The sequence below is a fragment of the Pseudomonas sp. CGJS7 genome (assembly GCF_036961695.1).
In genome coordinates this window covers 1-25738 of the sequence record NZ_JBAMDI010000020.1, presented here as the reverse complement: position 1 = coordinate 25738, position 25738 = coordinate 1, and the positions used below count along the sequence as shown (strand labels likewise).

At 63.0% G+C, this 25738-nt stretch carries 21 protein-coding genes; 13 read left to right on the top strand and 8 right to left on the bottom strand.

Annotated elements, in window-relative coordinates; all coding sequences use genetic code 11:
- The first annotated feature begins 131 nt into the window (after positions 1 to 131).
- Both eutH and V7787_RS14555 read left to right on the top strand, forming a co-directional pair.
- Positions 132 to 1364 carry an ethanolamine utilization protein EutH gene (eutH, locus tag V7787_RS14560; RefSeq protein ID WP_004577508.1) on the top strand — a complete coding sequence of 411 codons (1233 nt, stop codon included), beginning with the start codon at positions 132 to 134 and terminating at the stop codon, positions 1362 to 1364.
- Between the two features lie 115 nt (positions 1365 to 1479).
- Positions 1480 to 2277 carry a helix-turn-helix domain-containing protein gene (locus tag V7787_RS14555; RefSeq protein WP_064493064.1) on the top strand — a complete coding sequence of 266 codons (798 nt, stop codon included), beginning with the start codon at positions 1480 to 1482 and terminating at the stop codon, positions 2275 to 2277.
- A 46-nt stretch (positions 2278 to 2323) separates the two neighbouring features.
- Here V7787_RS14555 and V7787_RS14550 read toward each other — a convergent pair whose 3' ends face one another.
- The 3 genes from V7787_RS14550 to catR all read right to left on the bottom strand — a co-directional run bounded on the left by V7787_RS14550 (position 2324) and on the right by catR (position 5509).
- The gene (locus tag V7787_RS14550; protein ID WP_336088560.1) at positions 2324 to 3595 is read right to left on the bottom strand and encodes a D-arabinono-1,4-lactone oxidase; all 1272 of its coding nucleotides are present in this window, start codon (positions 3593 to 3595) and stop codon (positions 2324 to 2326) included.
- 28 nt (positions 3596 to 3623) lie between these two features.
- Complete coding sequence (locus V7787_RS14545; RefSeq protein WP_012051983.1) at positions 3624 to 4391, bottom strand: SDR family NAD(P)-dependent oxidoreductase; 768 nt, start codon at positions 4389 to 4391, stop codon at positions 3624 to 3626.
- Positions 4392 to 4636: 245 nt separating this feature from the next.
- On the bottom strand, positions 4637 to 5509 hold the full coding sequence (gene catR, locus V7787_RS14540; RefSeq protein WP_010954552.1) for an HTH-type transcriptional regulator CatR: 873 nt from the start codon (positions 5507 to 5509) through the stop codon (positions 4637 to 4639).
- 135 nt (positions 5510 to 5644) lie between these two features.
- On the opposite strand from catR, the gene V7787_RS14535 reads away from it, so the two are divergent.
- The 5 genes from V7787_RS14535 (at position 5645) to V7787_RS14515 (ending at position 10925) form a co-directional block, all read left to right on the top strand.
- A complete protein-coding gene (locus tag V7787_RS14535; RefSeq protein ID WP_104961433.1) occupies positions 5645 to 6766 on the top strand; it encodes a muconate cycloisomerase family protein in 1122 nt (373 codons plus the stop codon).
- Positions 6767 to 6783: 17 nt separating this feature from the next.
- Positions 6784 to 7074: a muconolactone Delta-isomerase gene (gene catC, locus V7787_RS14530; RefSeq protein WP_003256111.1), complete on the top strand. Its 291-nt coding sequence runs from the start codon at positions 6784 to 6786 to the stop codon at positions 7072 to 7074.
- A gap of 43 nt (positions 7075 to 7117) precedes the next feature.
- Positions 7118 to 8053, top strand: coding sequence for a catechol 1,2-dioxygenase (gene catA, locus V7787_RS14525; RefSeq protein ID WP_104887790.1), 936 nt, complete (start codon positions 7118 to 7120; stop codon positions 8051 to 8053).
- Positions 8054 to 8169: 116 nt separating this feature from the next.
- Positions 8170 to 8664, top strand: coding sequence for a GNAT family N-acetyltransferase (locus V7787_RS14520; protein WP_274144614.1), 495 nt, complete (start codon positions 8170 to 8172; stop codon positions 8662 to 8664).
- Positions 8665 to 8825: 161 nt separating this feature from the next.
- The gene (locus tag V7787_RS14515; RefSeq protein ID WP_274144613.1) at positions 8826 to 10925 is read left to right on the top strand and encodes a putative bifunctional diguanylate cyclase/phosphodiesterase; all 2100 of its coding nucleotides are present in this window, start codon (positions 8826 to 8828) and stop codon (positions 10923 to 10925) included.
- 14 nt (positions 10926 to 10939) lie between these two features.
- On the opposite strand, the gene V7787_RS14510 is transcribed toward V7787_RS14515, so the two are convergent.
- Entirely contained in the window at positions 10940 to 11764 is an 825-nt protein-coding gene (locus V7787_RS14510) for an aldo/keto reductase (protein ID WP_336088559.1), read from the bottom strand.
- 244 nt (positions 11765 to 12008) lie between these two features.
- Here V7787_RS14510 and V7787_RS14505 point away from each other — a divergent pair, with 244 nt between their 5' ends.
- Positions 12009 to 12887 carry a DMT family transporter gene (locus V7787_RS14505; RefSeq protein WP_010954509.1) on the top strand — a complete coding sequence of 293 codons (879 nt, stop codon included), beginning with the start codon at positions 12009 to 12011 and terminating at the stop codon, positions 12885 to 12887.
- 59 nt (positions 12888 to 12946) lie between these two features.
- Here the strand turns inward: V7787_RS14505 and V7787_RS14500 are convergent, their stop codons facing one another.
- Positions 12947 to 13852: a LysR family transcriptional regulator gene (locus V7787_RS14500; protein WP_010954508.1), complete on the bottom strand. Its 906-nt coding sequence runs from the start codon at positions 13850 to 13852 to the stop codon at positions 12947 to 12949.
- Positions 13853 to 14238: 386 nt separating this feature from the next.
- On the opposite strand from V7787_RS14500, the gene katG reads away from it, so the two are divergent.
- The 3 genes from katG to V7787_RS14485 all read left to right on the top strand — a co-directional run bounded on the left by katG (position 14239) and on the right by V7787_RS14485 (position 19361).
- Positions 14239 to 16494 (top strand): catalase/peroxidase HPI, encoded by a 2256-nt coding sequence (gene katG, locus V7787_RS14495; protein WP_104887789.1) that lies wholly within the window; start codon positions 14239 to 14241, stop codon positions 16492 to 16494.
- Positions 16495 to 16652: 158 nt separating this feature from the next.
- Positions 16653 to 17864, top strand: coding sequence for a M24 family metallopeptidase (locus tag V7787_RS14490; protein ID WP_020191657.1), 1212 nt, complete (start codon positions 16653 to 16655; stop codon positions 17862 to 17864).
- A 162-nt stretch (positions 17865 to 18026) separates the two neighbouring features.
- A complete protein-coding gene (locus V7787_RS14485; protein ID WP_336088558.1) occupies positions 18027 to 19361 on the top strand; it encodes an MFS transporter in 1335 nt (444 codons plus the stop codon).
- Positions 19362 to 19615: 254 nt separating this feature from the next.
- Here V7787_RS14485 and V7787_RS14480 read toward each other — a convergent pair whose 3' ends face one another.
- Entirely contained in the window at positions 19616 to 20623 is a 1008-nt protein-coding gene (locus V7787_RS14480) for a GlxA family transcriptional regulator (protein WP_064491429.1), read from the bottom strand.
- A 181-nt stretch (positions 20624 to 20804) separates the two neighbouring features.
- Here V7787_RS14480 and pssA point away from each other — a divergent pair, with 181 nt between their 5' ends.
- Positions 20805 to 22133 carry a CDP-diacylglycerol--serine O-phosphatidyltransferase gene (gene pssA, locus V7787_RS14475; protein WP_104961439.1) on the top strand — a complete coding sequence of 443 codons (1329 nt, stop codon included), beginning with the start codon at positions 20805 to 20807 and terminating at the stop codon, positions 22131 to 22133.
- Between the two features lie 231 nt (positions 22134 to 22364).
- Positions 22365 to 23510 carry a GGDEF domain-containing protein gene (locus V7787_RS14470; RefSeq protein ID WP_064491430.1) on the top strand — a complete coding sequence of 382 codons (1146 nt, stop codon included), beginning with the start codon at positions 22365 to 22367 and terminating at the stop codon, positions 23508 to 23510.
- Between the two features lie 121 nt (positions 23511 to 23631).
- Here V7787_RS14470 and ppnN read toward each other — a convergent pair whose 3' ends face one another.
- Both ppnN and V7787_RS14460 read right to left on the bottom strand, forming a co-directional pair.
- Positions 23632 to 25005: a nucleotide 5'-monophosphate nucleosidase PpnN gene (ppnN, locus tag V7787_RS14465; RefSeq protein ID WP_014590577.1), complete on the bottom strand. Its 1374-nt coding sequence runs from the start codon at positions 25003 to 25005 to the stop codon at positions 23632 to 23634.
- Positions 25006 to 25209: 204 nt separating this feature from the next.
- Positions 25210 to 25738: YeiH family protein (locus tag V7787_RS14460; RefSeq protein ID WP_336088557.1), on the bottom strand; the 529-nt coding region annotated here is incomplete at its 5' end.

Sequence of the window (25738 nt, the reverse complement as noted above, 5' to 3'; positions counted from 1 at the left end):
ATATGGACAGCCCTGCACCTTGCCGCATAGCTTAACCCTCGACGGGGCGCGCCATGCTCAAGCCATAACAACAACGATGCCCCGTTACATTTCAGTCCTGCCAACCCAAAACTCTAAAAATGAGGCGGCAAATGGAAAGCATCGGCACCTATGTCATCTACGTCATCATGGTGTGCGCGGTACTGGGTGCCGTGGCATCCATCTACAACCCCGAAGGCGAACTGGGCCAGGAGTTCATCGCCGGCCTGCACAGCATCGGCCCCATCTTTATCCCGGTAGCCGGCATCATGGCGGCGATCCCGTACATTTCAGCTGGTATCAGTCATGTGATCGCGCCACTGTTCCAGGCCATCGGGGCCGACCCTGGCATCGCCGGTCCCATCTTCATCGCCTCGGACATGGGCGGCTACCAGTTAGCCAAAGCGCTGGCGCAAAGCCAGGAAGGCTGGATCCTCGGCCTGATCACCGGCTTTCAGTGCGGCGCCACCATCATCTTCGTCATTCCGGTCGGGTTGGCCATGCTGCGCAAGGCCGACCACAAGTACATGGCACTGGGGATCATGGCCGGGCTGCTGACCATTCCGCTGAGCATCATGATCATTGCCATGACCATGCAGGCGCTTGGCCTGAGCGTGCGTCCGGACATCGCTACCACTGGCGCCGCTACCCAGGCACTGCACTTCACCTGGGCAATGCTGCTGCGCAACCTGATGCCGTTGATCCTGTTTTGCATTGCCCTGGCAGCAGCATTGCGCTACTTCCCCACACTGATGGTGTACCTGTTCCTCAAGCTCGGCCAGTTCATGTACATCGCCGTGGTTCTGGTGCTGGTAGCGTCCATCGTGCAGTACTTCACCGGCCTGTTCAGCCACCTGTTCGGCAGCTGGGGTTTTGCGCCGATCATCGCCGATGCCGATGATCAGTTTCGCGCCTTGGAAATTGCTGGCTACATCGGCCTGATGCTGTGCGGGGCGTTCCCCATGGTGCACTTGCTCAAGCGCTTCCTGGCGCGGCCAATCGAACGGGTGGCCTCGCGCTTTGGCATGTCTGGTGTCGGTGCGGCCGGGGTATTGGCGGCCTCGGCGAATATCCTGGCCATGTTTCGCTTGGTCAGCGAAATGCCGCCCAAGGACAAGGTATTGGTGATCGCTTTCTCTGTGTGCGCCGCGTTCACCTTTGGCGACCACATGGCCTTCTCCGCCAACTTCCAGCCCTCGCTGATACTGCCGTTGATGATAGGCAAACTCAGTGGCGGCCTGATCGCCATGCTGCTGGCCAGTTGGCTGGCGGTGCCCAAGGCGCAGGAGTTGGGGCGTCAGGACGCTGCCGCAGGTGTCTGCAAGGGGGTGGCCGAGCCGTCCTGAGCAAAAGCGTCATGCGCATGATCCGGAGCGTCCTGGGCGCTCCGGATTTTGTGTTTTTAACCGATCAAGGCGGTAAGGTCATGCAGGCCTTCGGTGCATGAGCGTGTGGTGAACAATGACAAAAGATGAGGCAAACGAGTTGGCAGCGGTGATCGAGGCGATCGGCAGCGAACAGCTGGGACCGGCGCTGGATGCGTGGCTGCGCAGCAAGCTGACGTTCGACATGAGTTGCGCCTACCTGTTCCAGTTCAATCAACCAGCACTGCTGGTGCATAACGGGTACAACCGTACGGTCACGGAGCGTACGTTGAACGCCTACGTGCGCGGCGGCTACCTGCTTGACCCGTTCTACGTTGCTTGCGTCAACGAGCACCCAGCCGGGCTATGGCGCATGAGCGAACTGGCACCTGACTGCTTCTTCTCTTCAGGGTTTGCCATTTCCAAGGACATCCACCCCTGCGTGTCGTCCGACTATGGGACGGCGGTGGATGAGGTGGGCTTCATCATTCCCCTTCGGCCCCGGTTGGCGATCGTCTATTCGCTGATGCGCAACCACGGCAGCGGGGATTTCGGTGCAGGAGAAATGGACCTGTTGGCTGCAATGTCGCCGCTGCTGGCTTCGGTTTTTGGTCAGCACTGTCGATTGCGTTACGCTGATATCCTGCGCGCAGCACCAGAGGGGGTGGTGCTGGAGGACGCCTTCGTAGAGATCTTGCAAGGGCAACTGACTGAAACCCAGCGCCTTATCGCCAAGTTGTTGTTACAGGGGCACAGCAATGCGTCGATTGCGCGGCAGCTGAATATTTCCGATGGGACGGTAAAGGTGCACAAGCACAACATCTATCAGCGCCTGGAAATTTCATCCAACGCCGAACTGTTTCGCCTGTTTATCGATTATCTGGCCAAGGGCTGATACAGCAAGGGGCTGCAAAGCAGCCCCTTGGTGTATCAGGTACAGGTCACCTGAACAGCGGACTCAGGTGCTCGCTGAGGTAGATCCCTTGCGGATCGAGCTGGCGGCGCAGCTTACGGAAGTCCTCGGCACGCGGGTATATTGCACTCACATCTTCACCCGTCAGGAAATGCAGCTTGCCCCAGTGCGGTCTGGCGCCATAGGAACGTAGGATCTGATCCACCGCCCGCAGATAGTCCCAGTAGTCGGTACCCGGCTGGCCGGACACCGAAATGGTCACGCTGTCCTGCTCGAAGAATGGGCTCATCCACGCCCCGTCACCGGCAGTAAAGCGGTACTCGATGGGGTAGATGGCCTTGGGGAAGTCCTCCAGCATCAGCTTGCGCACGGCCCGCAACGCTTCCTTGCTGTGGCGCAACGGCACAGCGTATTCCAGCTCGTGAAAGTTGGGCAGGTACTCGATCGGGTACACATCCGAGCTGTAGGCCACTTTCTCGAACTCGCTTTCCCAGATCGGGTGGCCGGTGATGTCCATGACCTTCACTTCGCAGACATCGGTGGTGCGCCCGCTTGTAGAGGTGGCGGCGGTATCGGGTAGGCAATAGCAATGCCGGCTTTGCTCGTAGGGGCACCAGAAGAAGCTGAAGTGGCGGTGTTTGCGTGCCAGTTCGTCGTGCTTTTCCATCACGCTTTCGAAGTCTTCGCGCCAGATGCGCTCGTGCAGGTTGAAGCTGTCGGTCACCTGCAAGGTCAGTTTGGAAACAATGCCCAGTACGCCCAGCGACACCCGACCCGCTTGTAGCAGGTCAGGGGTGCTTTCGTCGACCACGAGTATTTCGCCATTGGGTTGCACCAGCTTCATGCCGACAATCGACGAGGCCAGGTTGCCGAGGGTCAGACCGGTGCCGTGGGTACCGGTAGTCAATGCGCCTGCAATCGACTGGCTGTCGATGTCGCCCTGGTTGACCATTGATAACCCGGCGGCACGCAATGTCTTGCCCAAGGCATTGATGGTGGTGCCTGCGGCAGCGGTGACGCGCTTCCTCTCGTGGTCGATATGGCGTACGCCGCTCATGTTGGCCAGGGTCAGGTGCAGGCCATTGGTCAGTGCCACTGGGGTGAAGGAATGCCCCGAGCCGGCCACGCGCACGTTCATGCCATTGCTGCTGGCCTGGCTGACCATTGAGCACAGTTCGTCCTCGCTGGCCGGTGCCCCGCGTGCTGTACGGATGCAGGACTGGTTACCGGCCCAGTTGCGCCAGTGCGCGTGTTCAAGGCCGAATTCGTTGATATGCATGTTGTTGGAAGAGGTGCTCACATCGTTCTCCTGCCGGTTGTTCTTGTAATCAGAGGGCGGTGTAGCCATTGTCGGCAAACAGGTGCGCACCGTTTACGAAACTGGCGTCGTCACTGGCCAGGAACAAGGCTGCGCTGGCGACTTCCGAGGGTTGGCACAAGCGCCCCTGGGCGGCAGCGATGGCCTGTTCGCTGACGTCCACGCCATGTTTGCGCAACATATCGATCTCGCGCAGGCCGTGGGCGGTGGCGATGAAGCCCGGGCAGATGGCATTGGCGCGAATGCCTCGGTCGCGAAACTCCACAGCGATAGCCCGGGCGAACATATGGGTGGCACCCTTGCTGGTGCAATACAGCACCTCCATCGGCGTGCCCACCACTGCCGAGATGGATGAAGTGCAGACGATACTGCCGCCGCCGGCCGCGAGCATGCCCGGCAACACCGCGCCGGTGACCAGGAACATGCTCTTCACGTTCACGGCCATGATCCGGTCCCATTCTTCTTCACTGGTTTCCAGGAAGGGCATGGCCGACAGGATGCCCGCGTGGTTCATCAGCACGGTGATGTGGCCGAAGGCCTCTTCTACGGCCGCCACCGCGGCCTTCACTTGTTGTGCGTCCGAGACATCGGCGGCGGCGAAGATGGCCTGGTAACCTGCATCACGCAATCGCCTTGCAACTTCGGCGCCCTTGCTGCCGGGCAGGTCGACAATGCCTACCCTTGCCCCTTCTGCCGCGAACAGCTCCGATGCGGCTAGCCCGCAGCCACCCGCACCGCCAGTGATCAGCGCCACCTTGCCGTTAAGACGTCCAGCCATGTTCGACTCCCGATGATTTTTGATTGACTGTCTTGAGCCCGGGCGTTTCGCGATTCGCGTGCCGGAGCATGAAACAGATCATCGGGAACATCCATATACCGATGGGTATACGGGGCACGCATAGGCAATGGGGCAGGGCTATAGAGTCCCTGTGGGGCCTGCCCGCGAAGCAGGAGAACCGGTGCATAGCACGGGCTTTGCCCGTGCTCGCCGGCGCGTCCGCTCCCACAAGGTGCATGGTGTGTTCATATTGCCTGTTGCTCGATCAACGCCAGGCACCGCTGCACGATCGGGCTTACATCACCCTTGCGCCGGCTGAGGATGATCGGGCTGACGGCGCCGCTATCAAGCAGGCCGACATACTCGATGTCGGGACGGTGCTGCTGCTGTACCGATGCCGGTACCAGGGTCACACCGACGCCAACCGCTACCAGGCCGATGGCGGTCTGCAGTTCGTTGGCCCACTGGCTGACACGAATGCTCATGCCGTGGTGGGCGAACAGCGCCAGCACGTGGTCGGCATAGCTGGGCCGGGGATTGGCCGGGTAGAGGATGAACGCTTCGCCAGCCAGCTGGGCCAGACTGAGCGGGCTGCCCGCCAGGGGGTGGCCCTTGGGCAGCACGGCCACCAGCGGGTCCTCGCACAGCACCTGCTGGTGAATCACCGGGTCGTCGATGCGAATGCGCCCGAAGCCAATGTCGATACGCCCGCTTTTCAGCGCCTCCACCTGTTGCAAGGTGGTCATTTCGTTCAGGCCCAGTTCCAGCTCGCTGTCCTGGCGCAGCTCGCGGATCAGCTCCGGCAGCACGGTGTACAGGGTAGAGGGCGCAAAGCCGATGCCCAGCCACTGGCGCTGGCCCTGGCCGATGCGGCGGGTGTTGTCGCTGATGTTCTGCAACTGCTGCAGCACGGTGCAGGTCTGCTCGTAGAAGAAACGGCCGGCCTCGGTCAGCCGCAGCGGACGTTCGCGCACCACCAGCAGGGTGCCGAGCTGGTCCTCCAGCTGGCTGATCTGCCGGCTCAGGGGTGGCTGGGCGATGTGCAGCAGCTCGGCGGCGCGGGTGAAGTTCAGGGTCTCGGCCAAGACTTTGAAGTAACGCAGGTGGCGCAGCTCCATCAGACCTCCAGGGTATGGTGGGAGATTCATTTGATATTGGACGGTCGTCAGGGTCTCGCGCAATCCTTCAGCAATCAAGTAAACGCATCACTCGGGCCTACGACTGTAAGCCCTACCTGACGGGACCTGGCAACAATGACAAGCGCGCTGATTGAACACATAGATGCAATTATCGTCGATCTCCCGACCATTCGCCCGCACAAGCTGGCGATGCACACCATGCAGCAGCAGACCCTGGTGGTATTGCGACTGCGCTGCAGCGATGGTGTGGAAGGCATCGGTGAAGCCACCACCATCGGTGGCCTGGCGTATGGCTACGAAAGCCCCGAAGGCATCAAGGCCAACATCGACGCGTACCTCGCCCCGGCGCTGATCGGCCTGCCGGCAGACAACATCAATGCCGCCATGCTCAAGCTGGACAAGCTGGCCAAGGGCAACACCTTCGCCAAGTCCGGCATCGAAAGCGCCTTGCTCGACGCCCAGGGCAAACGCCTGGGCCTGCCGGTCAGCGAACTGCTGGGTGGCCGCGTACGGGACAGCCTGGAGGTGGCCTGGACCCTGGCCAGCGGCGACACCGCCCGCGACATCGCCGAAGCCCAGCACATGCTGGACATTCGCCGGCACCGCGTGTTCAAGCTGAAAATCGGCGCCAACCCGGTGGCGCAGGACCTCAAGCACGTGGTCGCGATCAAGCGCGAGTTGGGTGACAGCGCCAGCGTGCGGGTCGACGTCAACCAGTACTGGGACGAGTCCCAGGCCCTCCGCGCCTGCCAGGTATTGGGCGACAACGGCATCGACCTGATCGAGCAGCCGATTTCGCGCATCAACCGCGCTGGCCAGGTGCGCCTGAACCAGCGCAGCCCGGCACCAATCATGGCCGATGAGTCGATCGAAAGCGTCGAGGACGCCTTCAGCCTGGCCGCCGACGGCGCCGCCAGCATCTTCGCCCTGAAAATCGCCAAGAATGGTGGCCCGCGCGCGGTGCTGCGCACTGCACAGATCGCCGAGGCCGCTGGCATCGCCTTGTACGGCGGCACCATGCTCGAAGGTTCGATCGGCACCCTGGCTTCGGCCCATGCATTCCTCACCCTGCGCCAGCTCACCTGGGGTACCGAGCTGTTCGGGCCGCTGCTGCTGACCGAGGAGATCGTCAACGAGCCGCCGCAATACCGCGACTTCCAGCTGCACATCCCCCATACCCCAGGCCTGGGCCTGACGTTGGACGAACAGCGCCTGGCGCGCTTCGCTCGTCGCTGACAAGCAAGGAGATAACCATGTTGTTCCACGTGAAGATGACCGTGAAGCTGCCGGTCGACATGGACCCGGCCAAGGCCGCCCAGCTCAAGGCCGATGAAAAGGAACTGGCCCAGCGCCTGCAGCGCGAAGGCACCTGGCGCCACCTGTGGCGCATTGCCGGGCATTACGCCAACTACAGCGTGTTCGATGTGCCCAGCGTCGAGGCGTTGCATGACACGCTGATGCAGCTGCCGCTGTTCCCGTACATGGACATCGAGGTCGACGGCCTGTGTCGGCATCCCTCGTCTATTCACAGCGACGATCGCTGATTCGCACCTGTATGCCTGACAAGAACAATACGAGGTAAGCACGATGACCGTGAAAATTTCCCACACTGCCGATATTCAAGCCTTCTTCAACCGGGTGGCTGGCCTGGACCATGCCGAAGGAAACCCGCGCTTCAAGCAGATCATTCTGCGTGTGCTGCAAGACACTGCTCGCCTGGTCGAAGACCTGGAAATCACCGAGGACGAGTTCTGGCACGCCGTCGACTACCTCAACCGCCTGGGTGGCCGTAACGAGGCAGGCCTGCTGGCTGCTGGCCTGGGCATCGAGCACTTCCTCGACCTGCTGCAGGATGCCAAGGATGCCGAAGCCGGCCTTGGCGGCGGCACCCCGCGCACCATCGAAGGCCCGCTGTACGTTGCCGGGGCGCCGCTGGCCCAGGGCGAAGCGCGCATGGACGACGGCACTGACCCAGGCGTGGTGATGTTCCTTCAGGGCCAGGTGTTCGATGCCGACGGCAAGCCGTTGGCCGGTGCCACCGTCGACCTGTGGCACGCCAATACCCAGGGCACCTATTCGTACTTCGATTCGACCCAGTCCGAGTTCAACCTGCGTCGGCGTATCATCACCGATGCCGAGGGCCGCTACCGCGCGCGCTCGATCGTGCCGTCCGGGTATGGCTGCGACCCGCAGGGCCCAACCCAGGAATGCCTGGACCTGCTCGGCCGCCACGGCCAGCGCCCGGCGCACGTGCACTTCTTTATCTCGGCACCGGGGCACCGCCACCTGACCACGCAGATCAACTTTGCTGGCGACAAGTACCTGTGGGACGACTTTGCCTATGCCACCCGCGACGGACTGATCGGCGAACTGCGTTTTGTCGAGGATGCGGCGGCGGCGCGCGACCGCGGCGTGCAAGGCGAGCGCTTTGCCGAGCTGTCATTCGACTTCCGCTTGCAGGGTGCCAAGTCGCCTGACGCCGAGGCGCGAAGCCATCGGCCGCGGGCGTTGCAGGAGGGCTGAGTTCGAGGTTATGTCACTGTGATTTTGCCTGGGGCTTTCCGTGCGGGGAGGCCTCGGGCTTTTTGTCGCCAGGGGCGGGTGATCTAGAATCGTCTTTTTGTTCAGGTCCCCACACCATGCTCCCCATCGCGCTGCTGCCAACCACCCTCGACCAGGCGTCGCTGATCCGCAATCTCTACCAGTTCTATTGCTACGAGTCCTCCGACTGGGAGCAGGAAGACGTCGAGGCGGACGGCCGTTTCTACATCCACGAGGAGCACCTGCAACGCTACTGGCAGGACGACGGCTGGGGCGCGTATCTGGTGCTGGTGGACGGCTTCATCGCCGGCTTCGTCCTGGTCGAGCGCAGCGAGCTGCCTGGCATCGTTGCGCAGGAGCTTGCCGACCTGTTCATCTTGAAGAAGTACCGTCGCCAGGGCATCGGCCAAGCGGTGGCGTTGCAGTTGCTGGGGGGCGAGGGTGACTGGCTGCTGCGTTGCTACGCACAGGATCTGCCCGCCGTGGCTTTCTGCAATGCCGTGCTGGCGAGCCTGCCGCGGCCGGCGCAGGCTATCGCCCTGGGGGATGAGCCTGACTTGCTCAATTTCCTGGTGACCGGCACCCGCCATTGAGGGCGGGGCGCTTTCGTTCGTCCAGATAAGGGATAGCGCCATTTTTGTGATGTGCTTCACAAAATGCTCACGAGCGGCATAATGCCACCATCGCTTTCCAAGACCCGGCCGCCGCTTGCCGGGGTCCCTTTTCATGCGCTTCGAAGGTTCAGGTAAAGTTCATGTCGCTCGCAGCAAACCCCGACATCATGTACCGGCTGTTGATCCAGAGCGTGGTGGATTATGCCATCTACCTGCTCACCCCTGAAGGTATCGTCGCCAACTGGAACCCCGGCGCCCAGCGCGCCAAGGGGTACCGTGCCGAGGAAATCGTCGGCCAGCACTACTCGCTGTTCTACACCGATGCCGAGCGCGCAGCCGGGTTGCCGGCATTCAACCTGGAGCAGGCGCGCAGCACCGGACGCTTTGAGGAAACGGGTGCACGGCTGCGCAAGGACGGCACGGCCTTCCACGCCCATGTGGTCATCGAAGCGGTTTACGACGATGCCGGGCAACTGGTGGGTTTCGCCAAGGTCACCCGCGACATTTCCGAACGCCACCGCCAGGAGCTCGAACTGCTGCAGGCCAAAGAGCTGGCCGAGCAGTACAGCCAGGAAATGGCCAAGCTGTCGCAGTTTCTCGATTCGGTCATTGCCAACATTCCCGCGAGCGTCATCGTCCAGGACCTGGAAAGCCAGCGCATCCTGTTGGCCAATCAGCAGGCCGAACGCCTGTTCGGCGGGCCTCAGCACAGCATGATCGGCCAGTTGCCCAGGGAATGCCTGGCAGCGGCTGCCGGTGACTACCTGGAACAGCAATTCGTGCGGGGTGCCCGCAGCACCAAGGGGCACGCCGCCGAAACCCGCGTCGACACCGCCCGCGGCCCACGCACACTGCGTAGCCGAACCCTGCTCAGTCAAAACCGCGAAGGGCAGGCCGATTACGTGTTGTTCGTGGCTGAAGACGCCACCGAAGAGCTGGCCGCCCATGCGCAGATCCACCACATGGCGCACCATGACGCGCTCACCGGGTTGCCCAACCGTACGCTGTTCCACGAACGGCTGCGCCAGGCCCTGTTGCGCGGCAGCGAAAACACCAAGCTGACCGCTGCCCTGTGCCTGGACCTGGACAACTTCAAGAACATCAACGACTCCCTTGGCCATGCCTTTGGTGACAAGCTGCTACGCGAGTTGGGCAAGCGTCTGCGCCGCGAACTGCGTGAGCACGACACCTTGGCCCGCCTGGGTGGCGACGAGTTCGCCGTGGTGCTGACGGGCCTGGAGGGGCGGGAGGCCGCGTGCAATACCGCGCAGCGCCTGATCAAGGCCATCAGCCCGCCGTTCCGGATCGAAGGGCACCAGTTCGCGGTGGGGGTGAGCATCGGCATCGCCATCGCGCCTGATGACCATGACCAGGCAGAGCAACTGCTGGGCTACGCCGACATGGCCCTGTACCAGGCCAAGCGTAACGGCCGTAATCGTTATGAATGCTTCGATGTCGAACTGGACGTTGCCGCCCGCCAGCGCCGCCTGGTGGAAACCGACCTGCGCACAGCGCTGCACCTGGGGCAGTTGCAGTTGCACTACCAGCCGGTAGTCGATCATCAGACCAGCAGCGTTACCGGTTATGAGGCGCTGCTGCGCTGGGAACACCCGACCCGTGGCATGGTCATGCCGATGGACTTCATCCCCATTGCCGAAGAAACCGGGTTGATCCACGAGCTGGGTAACCGTGCGCTGAACCTGGCCTGCCAGGAGGCGGCCAGTTGGGACAGTGAGCAGACGGTGTCGGTCAACCTGTCGGCGGTGCAGTTCAAGAACGGCGATCTGGTGCATACCGTCGCCCTCGCGCTGGCCGACTCGGGCCTGCCGGCGCAGCGGCTGGAGCTGGAAATTACCGAGTCGGTACTGCTGGGCAACAGCGAGGAAAACGTGCGCACCTTGCGCGCACTGAAAGACCTGGGCGTGTCCATTTCACTGGATGACTTTGGTACTGGCTACTCATCGCTGGGCTACCTGCGTTCGTTCCCGTTCGACCGGATCAAGATCGACAAGTCGTTCGTGCATGACATGTGCGACAGCCGTGAGGCCATGTCGATCATTCGCGCCATTACCGAACTGTCCAACAGCCTGATGATCAAGACCACGGCCGAAGGCGTGGAGTCGGAGGAGCAGATGCGCCGGCTCGCGGCGGAAGGCTGTTCGCACTTCCAGGGCTACTTTTACGGGCGGCCGGCACCGGCGAGCGAGCGGTTGAAGCAGGTCATCACCCAAGAACAATGACTTGCGCGGCGGCCTCAGCTGTTCCAGTCCGGGGCAAACGGCGGGCTAACCACGCGCTGGTCTTTCGGCAGCCCGGAAATGGCTGCGCGGTCTTCGTCATCCAGCTGCACGGTCAACGCGGCCAGGTTGGCCAGCTGGTTTTCGCGGCTGCTGGCTTTGGGGATCGCCGCCACGCCGTCCTGGTCCAGCAGCCATTTCAGCGCCACCTGGCTGGGCAGCACGCCATGCTTGCGGGCGATCGCCTGGATCACCGGCTGCGCCGCTGCCTGGCCGCGTGCCAGCGGGGTATAGGCGGTGAGCAACAAATCATGGCTGCGGGCGAAGTCGAGTAGCGGTTGCTGGCTGAGCAGAACATGGTATTCCACCTGAATCGCCGACAACGGCGCGCCCAGGGTTTCCACCACCTGGCGCAGTAACCCCAATGGGAAGTTGGCCACGCCAATGTGGCGCGCCTTGCCTTCGTCACGCAGGGCTACCAGGGTGTCGATGCTGCGGGCCAGGTCCCAGTCCGTGCCTGGCCAGTGGATGTGGAACAGGTCGACCTGTTCGGTACCCAGCGCGCGCAGGCTGTCTTCCAGCGACTGACGCATGGCTTTGGGCTCCAGGCGGTCCCACCAGACCTTGGTGGTCAGGTGAATCTGCTCGCGTGGCACGTCGCTGTCGCGCAGCGCCTGGCCAACGGCCGCTTCGTTTTCGTAGGCGGTGGCGGTGTCGATGTGCCGGTAACCCACGTCCAGTGCCTGGCGCACGGCCTGGGTGCATTCACTGCCGGTCATTGGCCAGGTGCCCAGGCCGATGGCGGGCAGGTCCAGGCCGGTGCGGGTGCTGAGCCTTTGCATGTAAATTCCTTGTAGGGTGTGCAGGGTCGGTCGATGGTCGGCGATCAACCGTGTACGGGCCATGCAGAGAAGGTGGAAAGTGGTCGATCAGCGAACAGAAATTGCACTTGGCCGGGGCAAGCGGCAAATGAACTTCCTTATTCTGCGCCATCTCTTCTAGAATCCCAGCTGTTACATCCGCCAGGCAATGCCTGCGCGGCCTTCCTTGGGCGAGGCATGTTGCCCCGCCGTCATCGAGAGAGCCATGAGTTCCAGCACACCGCTGTCCGGCGTCAACCAACCCCTGCGCGGCATCGCGTTGGTGGTGGTGGCGACGTTCCTGTTCGCCAGCCACGATGCCTTGTCCAAATTCCTGGGTGGCCTGTACCCGATAGTCATGGTGGTGTGGGCGCGTTATGTGGTGCACACGTTGCTGATGGCCGGCATCTTCCTGCCCAAGTCTGGGCTCAACGTATTGCGCACCCGCCGGCCGGTATTGCAGACCTTGCGGGCCCTGAGCCTGCTGAGCACCAGCCTGCTGTTCACGACCGGCTTGCAATACCTGCCACTGGCCGAGGCCACGGCCGTCAACTTCCTTGCCCCGGTGCTGGTCACCGCGTTGTCGGCGCCGCTGCTCAAAGAGCGAGTGACAGTGGGGCAGTGGGTGGCGGTGGTGATGGGCTTTATCGGCGTGCTGGTGGTGGTGCACCCTGGCGGGGCGATGTTTACCCCGGCCATTCTGTATCCGTTCGGTTCGGCATTGGGCTTCTGCTTCTATCAGTTGCTGACGCGCATTCTGGCGGCGCATGACAGCCCGACCACCAGCAACTTCTATGCGGGGTTGTGCAACACCTTGGCAATGAGTGCCCTGGTGCCGTTCTTCTGGGAGGTACCGCGCTGGGACCACGCCCTGTTGATGCTGGCACTGGGCGGCTTTGGCATGACTGCGCACCTGCTGTTGACCCAGGCCTTCCGCCATGCAGCGCCGGCGTTGCTGGCGCCGTTCAGCTATTGCCAGATCGTGTTTGCCGGGTTGCTTGGCTTCGTGGTGTACAGCCAGGTGCCGGATACCCTGAGCCTGGTGGGGATTTTGGTGATCTGCCTCAGTGGGCTTGGTGCAGCCTGGATGCAGCGCGGCAAATAGCAGCCGCGTGCTTCAGGCTGTACGACCGATAGGCGCAGCGTTGTGCTGCGAAGAGGGCATCACTGCCTGGCCATGAACTGCAGGATGCGGTCGCGCAGCCAGCGCTCGGCGGGGTCGTTGTCCTGGGCGCCGCTCCAGACCATCGACAGCTCGGCCTCGGTGATGTCGAACGGCGCCGGGTCGGCGCGCAGGCTGCCGTCGTCGGCGAGGGCACAAGCGGCATAGTCCGGCACCGTGGCGATCAGCTCGGTGTTGCGCAGCAGGGCGCGCAGGCTACCGAACTGCGGCACCGCCAGCACCACCTTGCGGCAACGCCCGATGCGTGCCAGGTCGAGGTCGATGTTGCCGCTCATGTCACCGGAGAACGACACCATCACATGCGGGCGGGCGCAGTATTCGTCGAGGGTCAGCGGCCCCGGGCGGTCGTCGGCGCGCAGCACCCGTACACCGATGTCGCGCAGTTTGCGGCGTTTGGCGGTGGCCGGCAGGTCGGTGGTATAGCTCACACCTACCGAGATCTCGCCGCTGGCCAGAAGGCCCGGCATCAGCAGGAAATTGGCCCGCCGCACTACCACGCTAATGGCGGGGGCTTCTTCACGCAGGGCCTGCAGCAGGGCCGGAAACAGGCCGAACTCGGCATCGTCAGAAAGGCCCAGGCGGAACACGTTGCAGCTGTTGGCCGGGTCGAACTCGCGGGCGCGGCTGATGGCAGCGGAAATCACGTCCATGGCCGGGCCCAGTTCAGCAAAGATCTGCATGGCCCGTGGGGTGGGTTCCATGGCCCGGCCGCTGCGGATCAGCAGCGGGTCGTCGAACAGCTCGCGCAGGCGGGCGAGGGCGGCGCTGACGGTGGATTGGGTGATAAACAGCTTTTCACCCACGCGGGTCAGGTTGCGTTCGATCATCAGGGCTTCGAACAGCACCAGCAGGTTCATGTCGACGCGGCGCAGGTCGTTGCGGTTCATGAGGGCTCGGCGTCCTGGGCAAAGGGTATGGCTGTGTATTGAAGCATGGCGCGGGGCCTTGTGCCTTGTATGGATGTGCCGGCCTCATCGCGGGCTTGACCGCGATGAGGCCGGTACAGGCCTGCGCTTGACAGAGCCAGCCTATCAGGCTCCAACAGCCACTCTATTAGACCTCTGCCCAAGCTCGGCTAGTCTTTCTCGTGGCCCCGCGAATTCCGCGACAGGGCAGCGCGTCAGCACCTGCGTGCAAGACCGTGCCCCCCCGCCGTGACAGCTTCGCAAGCCCCGTGTACACCTGATGAGGGGTAGTACGAGCCCACCCGCTCGGCTGAAAGAACACTGGCATAGACCGGAAATCTGGATAACCGACCCAAAGGTACCCGCAGATGTCGAACGAATCGAAATGCCCGTTCCATCAAACCGCAGGTGGCGGCACCACCAACCGTGACTGGTGGCCTGACCAGCTCAACCTGAGAATTCTTCACCAGCATTCCTCCAAGTCCAGCCCCGACCCGGACTTCGACTATGCCAAGGCGTTCAAGAGCCTCGACTTTCAGGCCCTGAAGAAAGACCTCACCGCCTTGATGACCGACTCGCAGGATTGGTGGCCGGCCGACTTCGGCCACTACGGCCCGCTGTTCATCCGCATGGCCTGGCATAGCGCCGGCACCTACCGCATTGGTGATGGCCGCGGTGGTGCGGGCTCTGGCCAGCAACGCTTCGCCCCGCTCAACAGCTGGCCGGACAACGTCAGCCTGGACAAGGCCCGGCGCCTGCTGTGGCCGATCAAGCAGAAGTACGGCAACAAGATTTCCTGGGCCGACCTGATCGTACTCACCGGTAATGTTGCCCTCGAATCCATGGGCTTCAAGACCTTCGGCTTCTCCGGCGGGCGTGCCGATGTGTGGGAGCCGGACGAAGACGTGTACTGGGGGTCGGAAAAGGTCTGGCTGGGCGGCGATACCCGTTACGGCAAGGATCAGGTCAAGGCGCAGCCGCCGGGGCAGGGTGACCTGGTGGCCGAGCCGGCCAAGCATGGTGAAGAACAGAATCGCGACCTGTCGGCCGAGCGTAACCTGGAAAACCCGCTGGCCGCCGTGCAGATGGGCCTGATCTACGTGAACCCGGAAGGCCCGGAAGGTAACCCCGACCCTGTGGCCTCGGGCAAGGACATCCGTGAAACCTTTGGCCGCATGGCCATGAACGATGAAGAAACCGTGGCCTTGATCGCCGGTGGCCACGCGTTCGGCAAGACCCATGGTGCCGGCCCCGCCGACAACGTCGGCCCCGAGCCGGAAGCGGCAGGCCTGGAGATGCAGGGCCTGGGCTGGCACAACACGTTTGGCTCCGGCAAAGGCGGGGATACCATCACCAGTGGCCTGGAAGTGACCTGGACCTCCACCCCGACCCGGTGGAGCAACGAGTACCTGAATAACCTGTTCGACTTTGAGTGGGAGTTGACCAAAAGCCCGGCCGGCGCGCACCAGTGGCGGCCGAAAGACGGCAAAGGCGCAGGCATGGTGCCCGATGCACACGATCCCGGTAAAAGGCATGCACCGTCGATGTTGACCTCCGACCTGGCATTGCGCTTCGACCCCATCTACGAGCCGATCGCCCGCCGTTTCAAAGACAACCCTGACCAGTTGGCGGATGCGTTCGCCCGTGCATGGTACAAGCTGATCCACCGCGACATGGGCCCGCTGGCGCGCTATCTGGGCCCGGAAATGCCCAATGAAGAGTTGCTGTGGCAAGACCCGTTGCCCAAAGCTGACCCATCCACGATCAGCGAGCAAGACATCGCGACCCTCAAGGCCAGGATCCTGGCCTCGGGTTTGAGCGTGGGCGAACTGGTCTCCACCGCCTGGGCATCCGCGTCGACCTTCCGCGGCTCCGACAAGCGCGGTGGTGCCAACGGCGCGCGTTTGCGCTTGGCGCCACAGAAGGACTGGGCTGCAAACCAGGGCGTGGACAAGGTGCTGGCGGCATTGGAGAAGATCCAGGGCGAGTTCAACAGCAGCGGCAAGAAGGTTTCCCTGGCTGACCTGATCGTGCTGGCCGGTACCGCGGCAGTCGAAAAAGCTGCCAAGGATGCGGGCTACAGCGGCAGCGTAGGGTTCCGTCCGGGCCGAGTCGATGCGTCCCAGGAGCAGACCGACGTCGAGTCGTTCGCCGTGCTGGAACCGCTGGCCGATGGCTTCCGCAACTTCACCAAGGCACGCTACAGCGTCAAGGCCGAGAAACTGTTGCTGGACAAGGCGCAGTTGCTGACCCTGACCGCGCCGGAGCTGACCGTGCTGATCGGTGGCCTGCGGGTGCTCGGTGCCAACCATGGTGGTAGCAAACTCGGCGTGTTCACCGACAAGCCGGGGACGCTGAGCAACGACTTCTTCCGCAACTTGCTGGATATGAGCGTGGAGTGGAAACCGACCTCGGCGGACAACGAAACCTTTGAAGGCCGCGACCGCAAGACCGGGCAGGTGAAGTGGAGCGGTAGCCGGGTCGATCTGGTGTTCGGTTCGCATGCCCAGTTGCGGGCGTTGAGCGAGGTGTATGCCAGCAGTGATGGCGGTGACAAGTTTGTCCGGGACTTTGTGGCCGCCTGGCAGAAGGTCATGGAGCTGGACCGCTTTGATCTGAAATAGCGTTGCCTGGCGGGGGGGCGCTCAGCGCCCCCTTGGCCAGTGGTCATCCCGCCAATTCCAGGTCGGATAGATACAAAAGTGTCCTCGTCGGTTCTGTTGCAATGCTTCTCAGGCGGCCGGCCTGAACAGCGTGCTCACAACGACAAGGAACCCCGACCATGCAAATGCCCAAGACTCTGAAAATCCGCAATGGCGATAAGGTACAACCAACCTTCTCCGCCCAGGAATACGCTGCTCGCCACGCCCGGCTGCGGGCCTATATGGCCGAGCAGGACATCGAGGCGGCAATCTTCACCTCGTATCACAACGTCAACTATTACAGCGATTTCCTCTACTGCTCGTTCGGCCGCCCTTATGCGCTGGTGATCACCCAGGACAAGGTGGTCTCGATCAGCGCCAATATCGACGGCGGGCAACCCTGGCGGCGCACGGTGGGCACTGACAACATCGTCTACACCGACTGGCAGCGCGACAACTATTTCGTCGCCATCCAGCAGGCGTTGCCGCTGGCCTCGCGCATCGGCGTGGAGTACGACCACCTGAACCTGCAGAACCACGGCAAATTCGCCGCCTGCTACCCCAAGGCCGAGCTGGTGGACATCGCTGCGCCGTGCATGCGTATGCGCATGATCAAGTCGGCCGAGGAGCAGGCGCTTATCCGTCACGGTGCACAGGTGGCCGACATCGGCGGAGCGGCAGTGGTCGAGGCCCTGCGTGAGCAGGTGCCCGAGTACGAGGTGGCACTGCATGCCACCCAGGCGATGGTGCGCGAAATTGCCAAACGCTTCCCGGACGCCGAGCTGATGGACACCTGGACCTGGTTCCAGTCCGGGCTCAACACCGATGGCGCACACAACCCGGTCACCAGCCGCCGTGTGGGCAAGGGCGAGATCCTCAGCCTCAACTGTTTCCCCATGATCGCCGGTTATTACACCGCGCTGGAGCGCACCCTGTTCCTTGACCACTGCCCGGACGAGTACCTGCGCCTGTGGCAGGCCAACGTCGAAGTGCACGAAGCCGGGCTGCAACTGGTGCGCCCAGGCATGCGCTGCAGCGATATCGCCCGCGAACTGAACGAGATCTTCCTGCGCCACGACCTGCTGCAGTACCGCACCTTCGGCTATGGCCATTCGTTCGGCACGCTCAGCCATTACTACGGCCGCGAGGCGGGGCTGGAGCTGCGCGAGGACATCGATACCGTGCTGGAACCGGGCATGGTGGTGTCGATCGAGCCGATGATCATGCTGCCTGAAGGGCGGCCGGGGGCGGGCGGTTATCGCGAGCACGACATCCTGATCGTCAACGACAGCGGCGCCGAGAACATCACCAAGTTCCCGTATGGGCCGGAGCACAACATCATTCGCAAATAAGCATCGGCGTCGGCTGCTTCGCGGGCAAACCCGCTCCTACGGGGATTTCACCGTTGTCGTAGGCGCGGGTTCACCCGCGAAAAGGCTGGCCCAGACAACAACAAGATCCCCGTATGACCACCAGACCCTGCCTCCAATTAAAAGAACCAGAGGGTACCCGTCATGTCCAGCACCACCCTAGACCCATCCGCCATCGCCGGCCCCGCGCACAACGCCGAACGCCAGGCGCTGCGCAAGGCCGCCCGGGCCAGCTTCATGGGCAACTTCGTCGAGTGGTTCGACTACGCCGCCTACGGCTATCTGGCCACCATCATCGCCGCCACCTTCTTCCCGCAAACTGACAAGACCACCGGTTTGCTGGCCACCTTTGCGGTATTCGCCCTGTCGTTCCTGGTGCGCCCGCTGGGTGGCATCGTCTGGGGCCATTTCGGCGATCGACACGGTCGGCGAAACGCGCTCTCGTGGTCGATCCTGATCATGTCGGTATCCACCTTCTGCATCGGCTTGTTGCCGGGCTATGCGCAGATCGGGCTGTGGGCACCGGCCTTGCTGTTGCTGATCCGCCTGGTACAGGGGTTTTCCGCCTCGGGTGAGTACGCCGGGGCCGCTGCGTTCCTGGCCGAGTACGCGCCGCCTGGGCGGCGTGGCTTGTACACCAGCATCGTGCCGGCCAGCACGGCTGCGGGGTTGTTGTTCGGTGCGGCGTTCGTCGCGGTGCTGCATGAGCTGCTCAGCAGTGAAGCCCTGCATGAGTGGGGCTGGCGCCTGCCGTTCCTGCTGGCGGCGCCGTTCGGCCTGGTAGGGCGCTATATCCGCATGAGCTTGCAGGACACGCCCAAGTTCCTGGAGATGGAGCAGCGCCTGGAAACCAAGGCCGGCATGGCCACGACGCCGCTGCGCGAACTGCTGGGCCAGCACCGGCGCAGCCTGGCGATCGGCATGGGTGTCACCTGCCTTAATGCGGTTGCGTTCTACCTGTTGCTCAGTTACATGCCGACCTACCTGTCCAGTGAAATGGGCATGAGCGAGCGGGATTCGTTCATCGCCTCGACGGTGTCGCTGGCCACCTATATCGGCTTGATCTTCCTGATGGGGCGGCTGTCCGACCAGTTTGGTCGCAAGACCATGCTGGTGGTGGCCTCGCTGTTGTTCCTGGGGTTGACCGTGCCGTTGTTTCGCCTGCTGGACGGCCAGCCTCTGCTGGTGATTCTGGCCATCCAGATCCTTTTCGGTGCGATGCTGGCGATGAACGATGGGACCTTGCCGTGCCTGCTGGCCGAAATCTTTCCGACCCGGGTGCGCTTCAGCGGGTTTGCCCTGAGCTTCAATGTGGCCAATTCGCTGTTTGGCGGGACTGCGCCGTTCATTGCCACCTGGCTGATTCAGGTGACGGGCAGCAAGCTGGCCCCGGCAGGATACCTGCTGGCGGCAGCACTGGTGGCGCTGGTGGCCATGCTGATGTGTCGGGAGACGGCGCACGGGGCCCTTGAAGATTAGTTGACCTGCACTGGCCTCTTCGCGGGCAAGCCCGCTCCTACAACGGCCTGTGGCGGACCACCGATGTGCGTGTAGGAGCGGGTTTACCCGCGAATACGGTGGCGGCGGCAACGGTGAGCGGCGGGTGGAGATTGGCCAGCAGGCCCGGCCCTTTCGCGGGTGAACCCGCTCCTACAAAAGCCTGTGGCGGACCACGTGCGTGTAGGAGCGGGCTTGCCCGCGAAGAGGCCAGCCAAGCCAATACATGACCCCATTCAATGGAGAGAGGCCTGCCGCCGCTCCCCTAAAGGCGACAGCCCGAAGAACCGGCTATAACTCTTGGAGAAATGCGCAGGCGAACTGAAGCCGCAGGCCAGCGCCACCTCACGCACTTGCACGTCGCTGCGCAGCAGTAACTCCCGCGCCCGCGACAGCCGCAGCTCCAGGTAATACTGGCTGGGCGTGCGCTGCAGGTACTTGTGGAACAGCCGCTCCAATTGGCGCACGGTCACGTCGTTGAGGCTGGCCAGTTCCTCCAGCCCCAGCGGTTCCTCCAGATTGGCCTCCATGATCGCCACCACCTGGCTCAGTTTGGGCTGAGCGCTGCCGAGCAGGGTGCGCAGCGGTACACGCTGGCGCTCACGCTCACCGCGCACGCGGTCGCACAGCAACAGCTCGGCGGCCTTGGCCGCGATGTCCTGGCCGCCCGTGTCCCGGGCCACCAGTTGCAGCATCATGTCCATGGCCGCCACGCCGCCTGAGCAGGTGTAACGGTCGCGGTCCAGTTCGAACAGCTGGCTGGAGATCACGATACCGGGGAAGTGCGCCTGCAACGTCGGCAGGTCTTCCCAGTGGATGGTGCAGCGGTAACCCTTGAGCAATTCGGCCTTGGCCAGCAGGTAGCTACCGGTGCAGATACCGCCCAGTGGCAAGCGCTGGCGGGCCAGTTGGCGCAACCAGTCGATCAATGGGCGGTTGCTACGGCTTCGGTCGATCGGGTTGGCGCCGACCACCAGCAAGGCATCCAGCGTGGGGGCGTTGGCGATGTTGTAGTCGGGCAGTACGCGCATGCCGTTGCTGGCCACCACCGGCGCGTCGTCTGCGGCGATCAGCACACTGCGATACAGTGGCTTGCGCGCGGCCAGGTTGGCCATGCGCAGGGTCTCCACCGCCGACGCAAGGCCGATGGTGGTGAAATTGGGCAAAATCAGGAAGCCAAAGGTCTTTGCCGAACAATTCTTTACACTAGACGGCGATAGGTTTGCAGAAGCGGGGTGGACCATTGCGCTGTTCCTGTGCAAGCTGAGGCCTGGTTGGTCAGGGGCAGTGAGAAAGCAGAGCCTCGCGTGGTTCTTGTTGTTATGGGTCGTTGCCGGGTCGATCATACACCCCCGATGCAGCGGCCAGGAATGGCCCCGCCGGCTGGCAGGGCCGACAGTGATTGCACAGAGAAGGTGAGCGTCAGTGAACCCCGAAACCATGCTGGCGGGCTTGCCAGGCTATGCCATGGCCCCCGAAGCGATCCAGGTGCTGCCCGATGCCAGGGCTTACCGCGCCTGCCTGTTCGAGCGCATCCGTACGGCGACTCGGCGCATTGTTATCGTTGCGCTGTACCTGCAGGAGGACGAGGCCGGCCAGGAAGTGCTGGATGCCTTGTACCAGGCCAAGGCCGCGCGGCCAGGCCTGGAGATCACCATCGTGGTCGACTGGTTCCGCGCCAGGCGCGGGCTGCTGGGGGCCGGGCGTCAGCCGGGCAATGCCGCCTGGTACCAGGCCCAGCGCCAGTTGCACGGGCTGGACATCGCGATCCATGGCGTGCCAGTGCAGACCCGCGAACTGTTCGGGGTGCTGCACCTCAAAGGCAGCATCATCGACGATTGCGTGATCTACACCGGCGCCAGTCTGAACAACGTCTACCTGCATCGTTTCGACCGCTATCGCCTGGATCGCTACCACCTGTTCCAGTCACCGGCACTGGCTGATGCCATGGTCGGCCTGGTTCAGCGTTTGCTGCACCATACCGCCACACCGCGCCTCGACCTGCCGGCGCCACCTTCTACCCGCAGCTTGCGCGGTGACATTCGGCGTTTGCGCGCACGGCTGCGGCGCATGGCCTACGAGGTACCGGCCAGCGTGACGGGGCAGGGCCTGCAGGTGATCCCGCTGCTGGGTGTGGGCCGTGGCAATCCACTGAACCGGGCGCTGTGCGCCTTGCTGGCAGTGGCGCGCACGCAGATCATCATCAGTACGCCGTATTTCAACCCGCCGCAGGTCGTGATGCGCGAACTTGACCATGCTCTGGCGCGGGGGGTTGGGGTGGAGCTGATTGTCGGTGACCGCACCGCCAACGACTTCTACATCGCCCCTGGCGAACCGTTCAGTGCCAGTGGTGCATTGCCCTATCTGTACGAGGACAACCTGCGCGCCTTCGCCCACCGCCGCCACGCCGCGATTGCCAGCGGCCAGTTGCAAGTACGCATCTGGAACGATCCCGGGCATACCTTCCATGCCAAGGGCGTTTGGATCGACCAGCGTTATTCGCTGCTGACCGGCAACAACCTCAACCCGCGCGGGTTCAACCTGGACCTGGAGAACGGCCTGCTGATCGACGACCCGCAGGGTCAATGGCTGGCGCCACGGGAAGCGGAGTTGAGCGAGCTGCGACGCTTTGCGCCGAGAATCGGCTCGGCAGAGGCGCTGGGGGCGAAGGCCGAACATCCCAAGCAAGTGCGCAAGTTTCTGCGTCGGCTGCGCTATAGCCGGCTGGAACCGTTGATCAAACGGGTGCTCTGACGTCGCCTGCAATGGCCCTGTCGCCGGCAAGCCAGCGAAGGGCCAGAGTGGTACGCACCGCGCATTGATGTCATTATGATATTGCTGCCCGCGGCCCTTTGTCAGGGGCTGGTTTACAATGTGCAGGCAACCTTGCAAGGCCCCTCTGAACGTGATCACGATCGCATACAGTCGGGCCTTTTCCCGTTAACCAGACAGGCCAATGCGTATATGGCGTTAGATCCACCCACGATGCTGACTATTTCAGTCGCTTTGGCCGCTGCGGCCGCCTTGTACCTGGCGATTGAATGGCGCAGTGTGCGCGAAACCTCGTTGCTGTACTGGAGTGCGGGTTTCGCCACGATTACGGTTGGTAGCACCCTGGCATTGTTGCGCGGGGTCGGCTTTCTGTTCATCGGCATCTGGTTCGCCAATGGCTTGCTGGTGGTGGCCCACGTTTTTTTCCTGATCGGCGTGCTGCGCTTCACCCAGGAGCGCTTGTCACGCGCCTGGATGATGGTTGTGGTGGTCTGGTTTGCCTTGCTGCTGCTGCCCGTGGGCCCGCAGTGGTCGAAGGTGATGCTGATGGTCAACTCGTTGTTGGTGGCCTCGCTGACGCTCAAGGCCAGTTTCCTGCTGCGGCCACATGGCAAATCGCTGAGTGTCGGGGCCGTGCAACTGCGCTATGTGTTGCTGATCCATGGGCTGTTCTATGTGGCCAAGGCGGCCATCGCGATCACGCCAGGCACGCTGATTGACCTGGCGACCTTTGGCGGGCTGATCATTCAGGTTTCGCTGGTGGAAGGCGCGATGGCGATCATGCTGATTGCCTTGTCGATGACCGGCACCGTACGTTACCGGCGGGAAGAGCGGATTGCCCGGCTGGCAGCCCGTGACCCGCTGACTGCGCTGTACAACCGGCGTGCACTGGAGGTGCGGGCGGGGCATTTCTTCAAGGACGTGAGCCCGGCGCAACCCGGGGCATTGCTGTTGATCGACATCGACAACTTCAAACTGGTCAACGACCTGCACGGGCATATCGCCGGCGACCGTTTGCTGATTGCCTTGAGCGAGATGATTCGTACGGCGCTGCCCGAGCGCTCGCTGGCGGCGCGGTTGGGCGGGGATGAGTTCGTCATCTTGCTCAGTGGCGCGAGCAGTGAACGGGTCATGGAACTGGGGAGTGGGCTGCGTGAGCAGTTCCAGCAGTACGCCGACAAGACCGTGCCTACGCCCCAGGCGGTTACCTTGAGCATTGGTGCCAACGTGTTCGATCAGCCGCCGGCGAGCCTGGCGGCGTTGATCGAGCAGGGGGATGTGGCGTTGTACCAGTCCAAACGTGGGGGGCGCGACAGCATTCGGTTCTTCGAGCGGGCGGTGGTTGAACTCCGGCAATGAGCGAATCACCTAGGTGGGTGAGCTTTCATGTAACCCATGTTGGGGATCCGAACAGGCGCTCCCGACACCCGGCCCCCGCGTTTGACGGGCATCCATGCCCGTCATCAGCAAAACAGCGTGGTCAGGTCGCTACCTGATAGCACGGTACATACTCCGCGCCGCCGGGCAGCTTCATCCGGTGCTGGTCGACGAATGCCTGCAACAGCCGGCCAAGCGGGTCCAGTACGGCGCTGTCACCGTGGATCTGATACGGCCCGTGTTCCTCGATCAGGCGGATGCCTTTGTCCTTGACGTTGCCTGCGACAATCCCGGAAAACGCCCGGCGCAGGTTGGCCGCCAGTTCATGGGGGGGCAGCTCGCGGCGCAAGTCCAGGTCGGCCATGGCCTGGTGGGTCGGGTCGAACGGTCGCTGGAAGCTCTCCTCGATCTTCAGCAGCCAGTTGAAGTGGAAGGCATCGTTGCGCTCGCGGCGGAACTGCTTGACCGCCTTGAGGCCTTCGACCATGTGCCGGGCGACTTCCGCCGGGTCATCAATGATGATTTCGTACAGGCGATGGGCCGCTTCACCCAGCGTGGCGCCGACGAAAGCGTGCAACTGTTGCAGATAAGGCTCGGCGCTGCGCGGGCCGGTGAGCACCACCGGGAACGGCAGGTCGTGGTTGTCCGGGTGCATGAGGATGCCCAGCAGGTACAGGAACTCCTCCGCCGTGCCGGCTCCGCCCGGGAAGATGATGATGCCGTGGCCGACACGCACGAAGGCCTCCAGGCGCTTCTCGATGTCTGGCAGGATCACCAGTTCGTTGACGATCGGGTTGGGCGCCTCGGCGGCGATGATGCCGGGCTCGGTCAGGCCCAGGTAGCGGCTGCCATGCATGCGTTGCTTGGCGTGGGCGATGGTGGCGCCCTTCATCGGACCTTTCATCACGCCCGGGCCGCAGCCGGTGCAGACATCCAGCTTGCGCAGGCCCAGTTCATGGCCGACCTTCTTGGTGTACTGGTATTCCTCGGTGCTGATCGAGTGGCCGCCCCAACACACCACCATCTTCGGCTCCACGCCTGGGCGCAGGGTGCGCGCGTTGCGCAGCAGGTGGAAAACGTAGTCGGTGATGCCCTGGGAGCTCTCCAGGTCGATGCGCTGGCTGGCCAGCTCGCTTTCGGTGTAGACGATGTCGCGCAAGGCGCTGAACAGCATTTCACGGGTACTGGCGATCATTTCGCCATCGACGAAGGCGTCTGCCGGGGCGTTCAGCAGCTCCAGGCGCACGCCGCGGTCCTGTTGGTGGATACGCACCTCGAAGTCTTTGTAGGCCTCAAGGATAGTCTTGGCATTGTCGACATGGGCGCCAGTGTTGAGGATTGCCAGGGCGCATTGGCGGAACAGTGTGTAGAGGCTACCGGTACCGACTTCACTCAGTTGCTGCACTTCACGTTGTGACAGCGTCTCCAGGCTGCCTTTGGGGCTGACGGATGCATTGATGACATGGCGTTGAGGCATCTAAGTCTTTCCTGTGCGGGTAAAACATCCTTCTTTGACACCACCATACCGAGAAATGTGGACGGCAACGAGGGGGGCTGTGAAAAACCTTGAGACCGAGCTGCCTGCTTCGCGGGTGAACCCGCTCCTACAGGGGCCTTGCCATCTTCAGGGCAGCACCTGTAGGAGCGGGTTTACCCGCGAAGCAGCCGACTCGGTCTCCAGTCAGCCCAACAGCTTCTGCACCCCCAGGGTAATCGCCAGCCCCCCGCCAACCAGCCACAGGTTGAGGATCGCCCCGGTGGCCAGCGCCCGTGGCCCGGCCTGGCGAATCTGGCTGAAGCGGGTCTCCATGCCCAACGCCGTCATGGCCATGGTCAAGGCAAAGGTGTCCAGGCTGTTCACTGCCTGGGTCACGCTGCCAGGCAGTATTTGCAGCGAATTAACCAGGACCAGGGCCAGGAAGCCGAAAGCGAACCAGGGCATGGCAATGCGCCCGTTGCCCTGCGCCTGGCCGGCCTTGCGCGAACGGCTGATCCACAGGCCCACCACCAGCAGTACCGGCACTAGCAGCATGACCCGGGTCATCTTGACGATGGTGGCGATATGCGTGGCTTCGGGGCTGACATTACTGGCCGCGCCTACCACCTGCGCCACTTCGTGGACTGTGCCGCCCAGCAACAGCCCGGCGCCCATGGTATCCAGATGCAGCCAGCCGGCATTGATCGCCAGCGGGTAAAGGAACATCGACAAG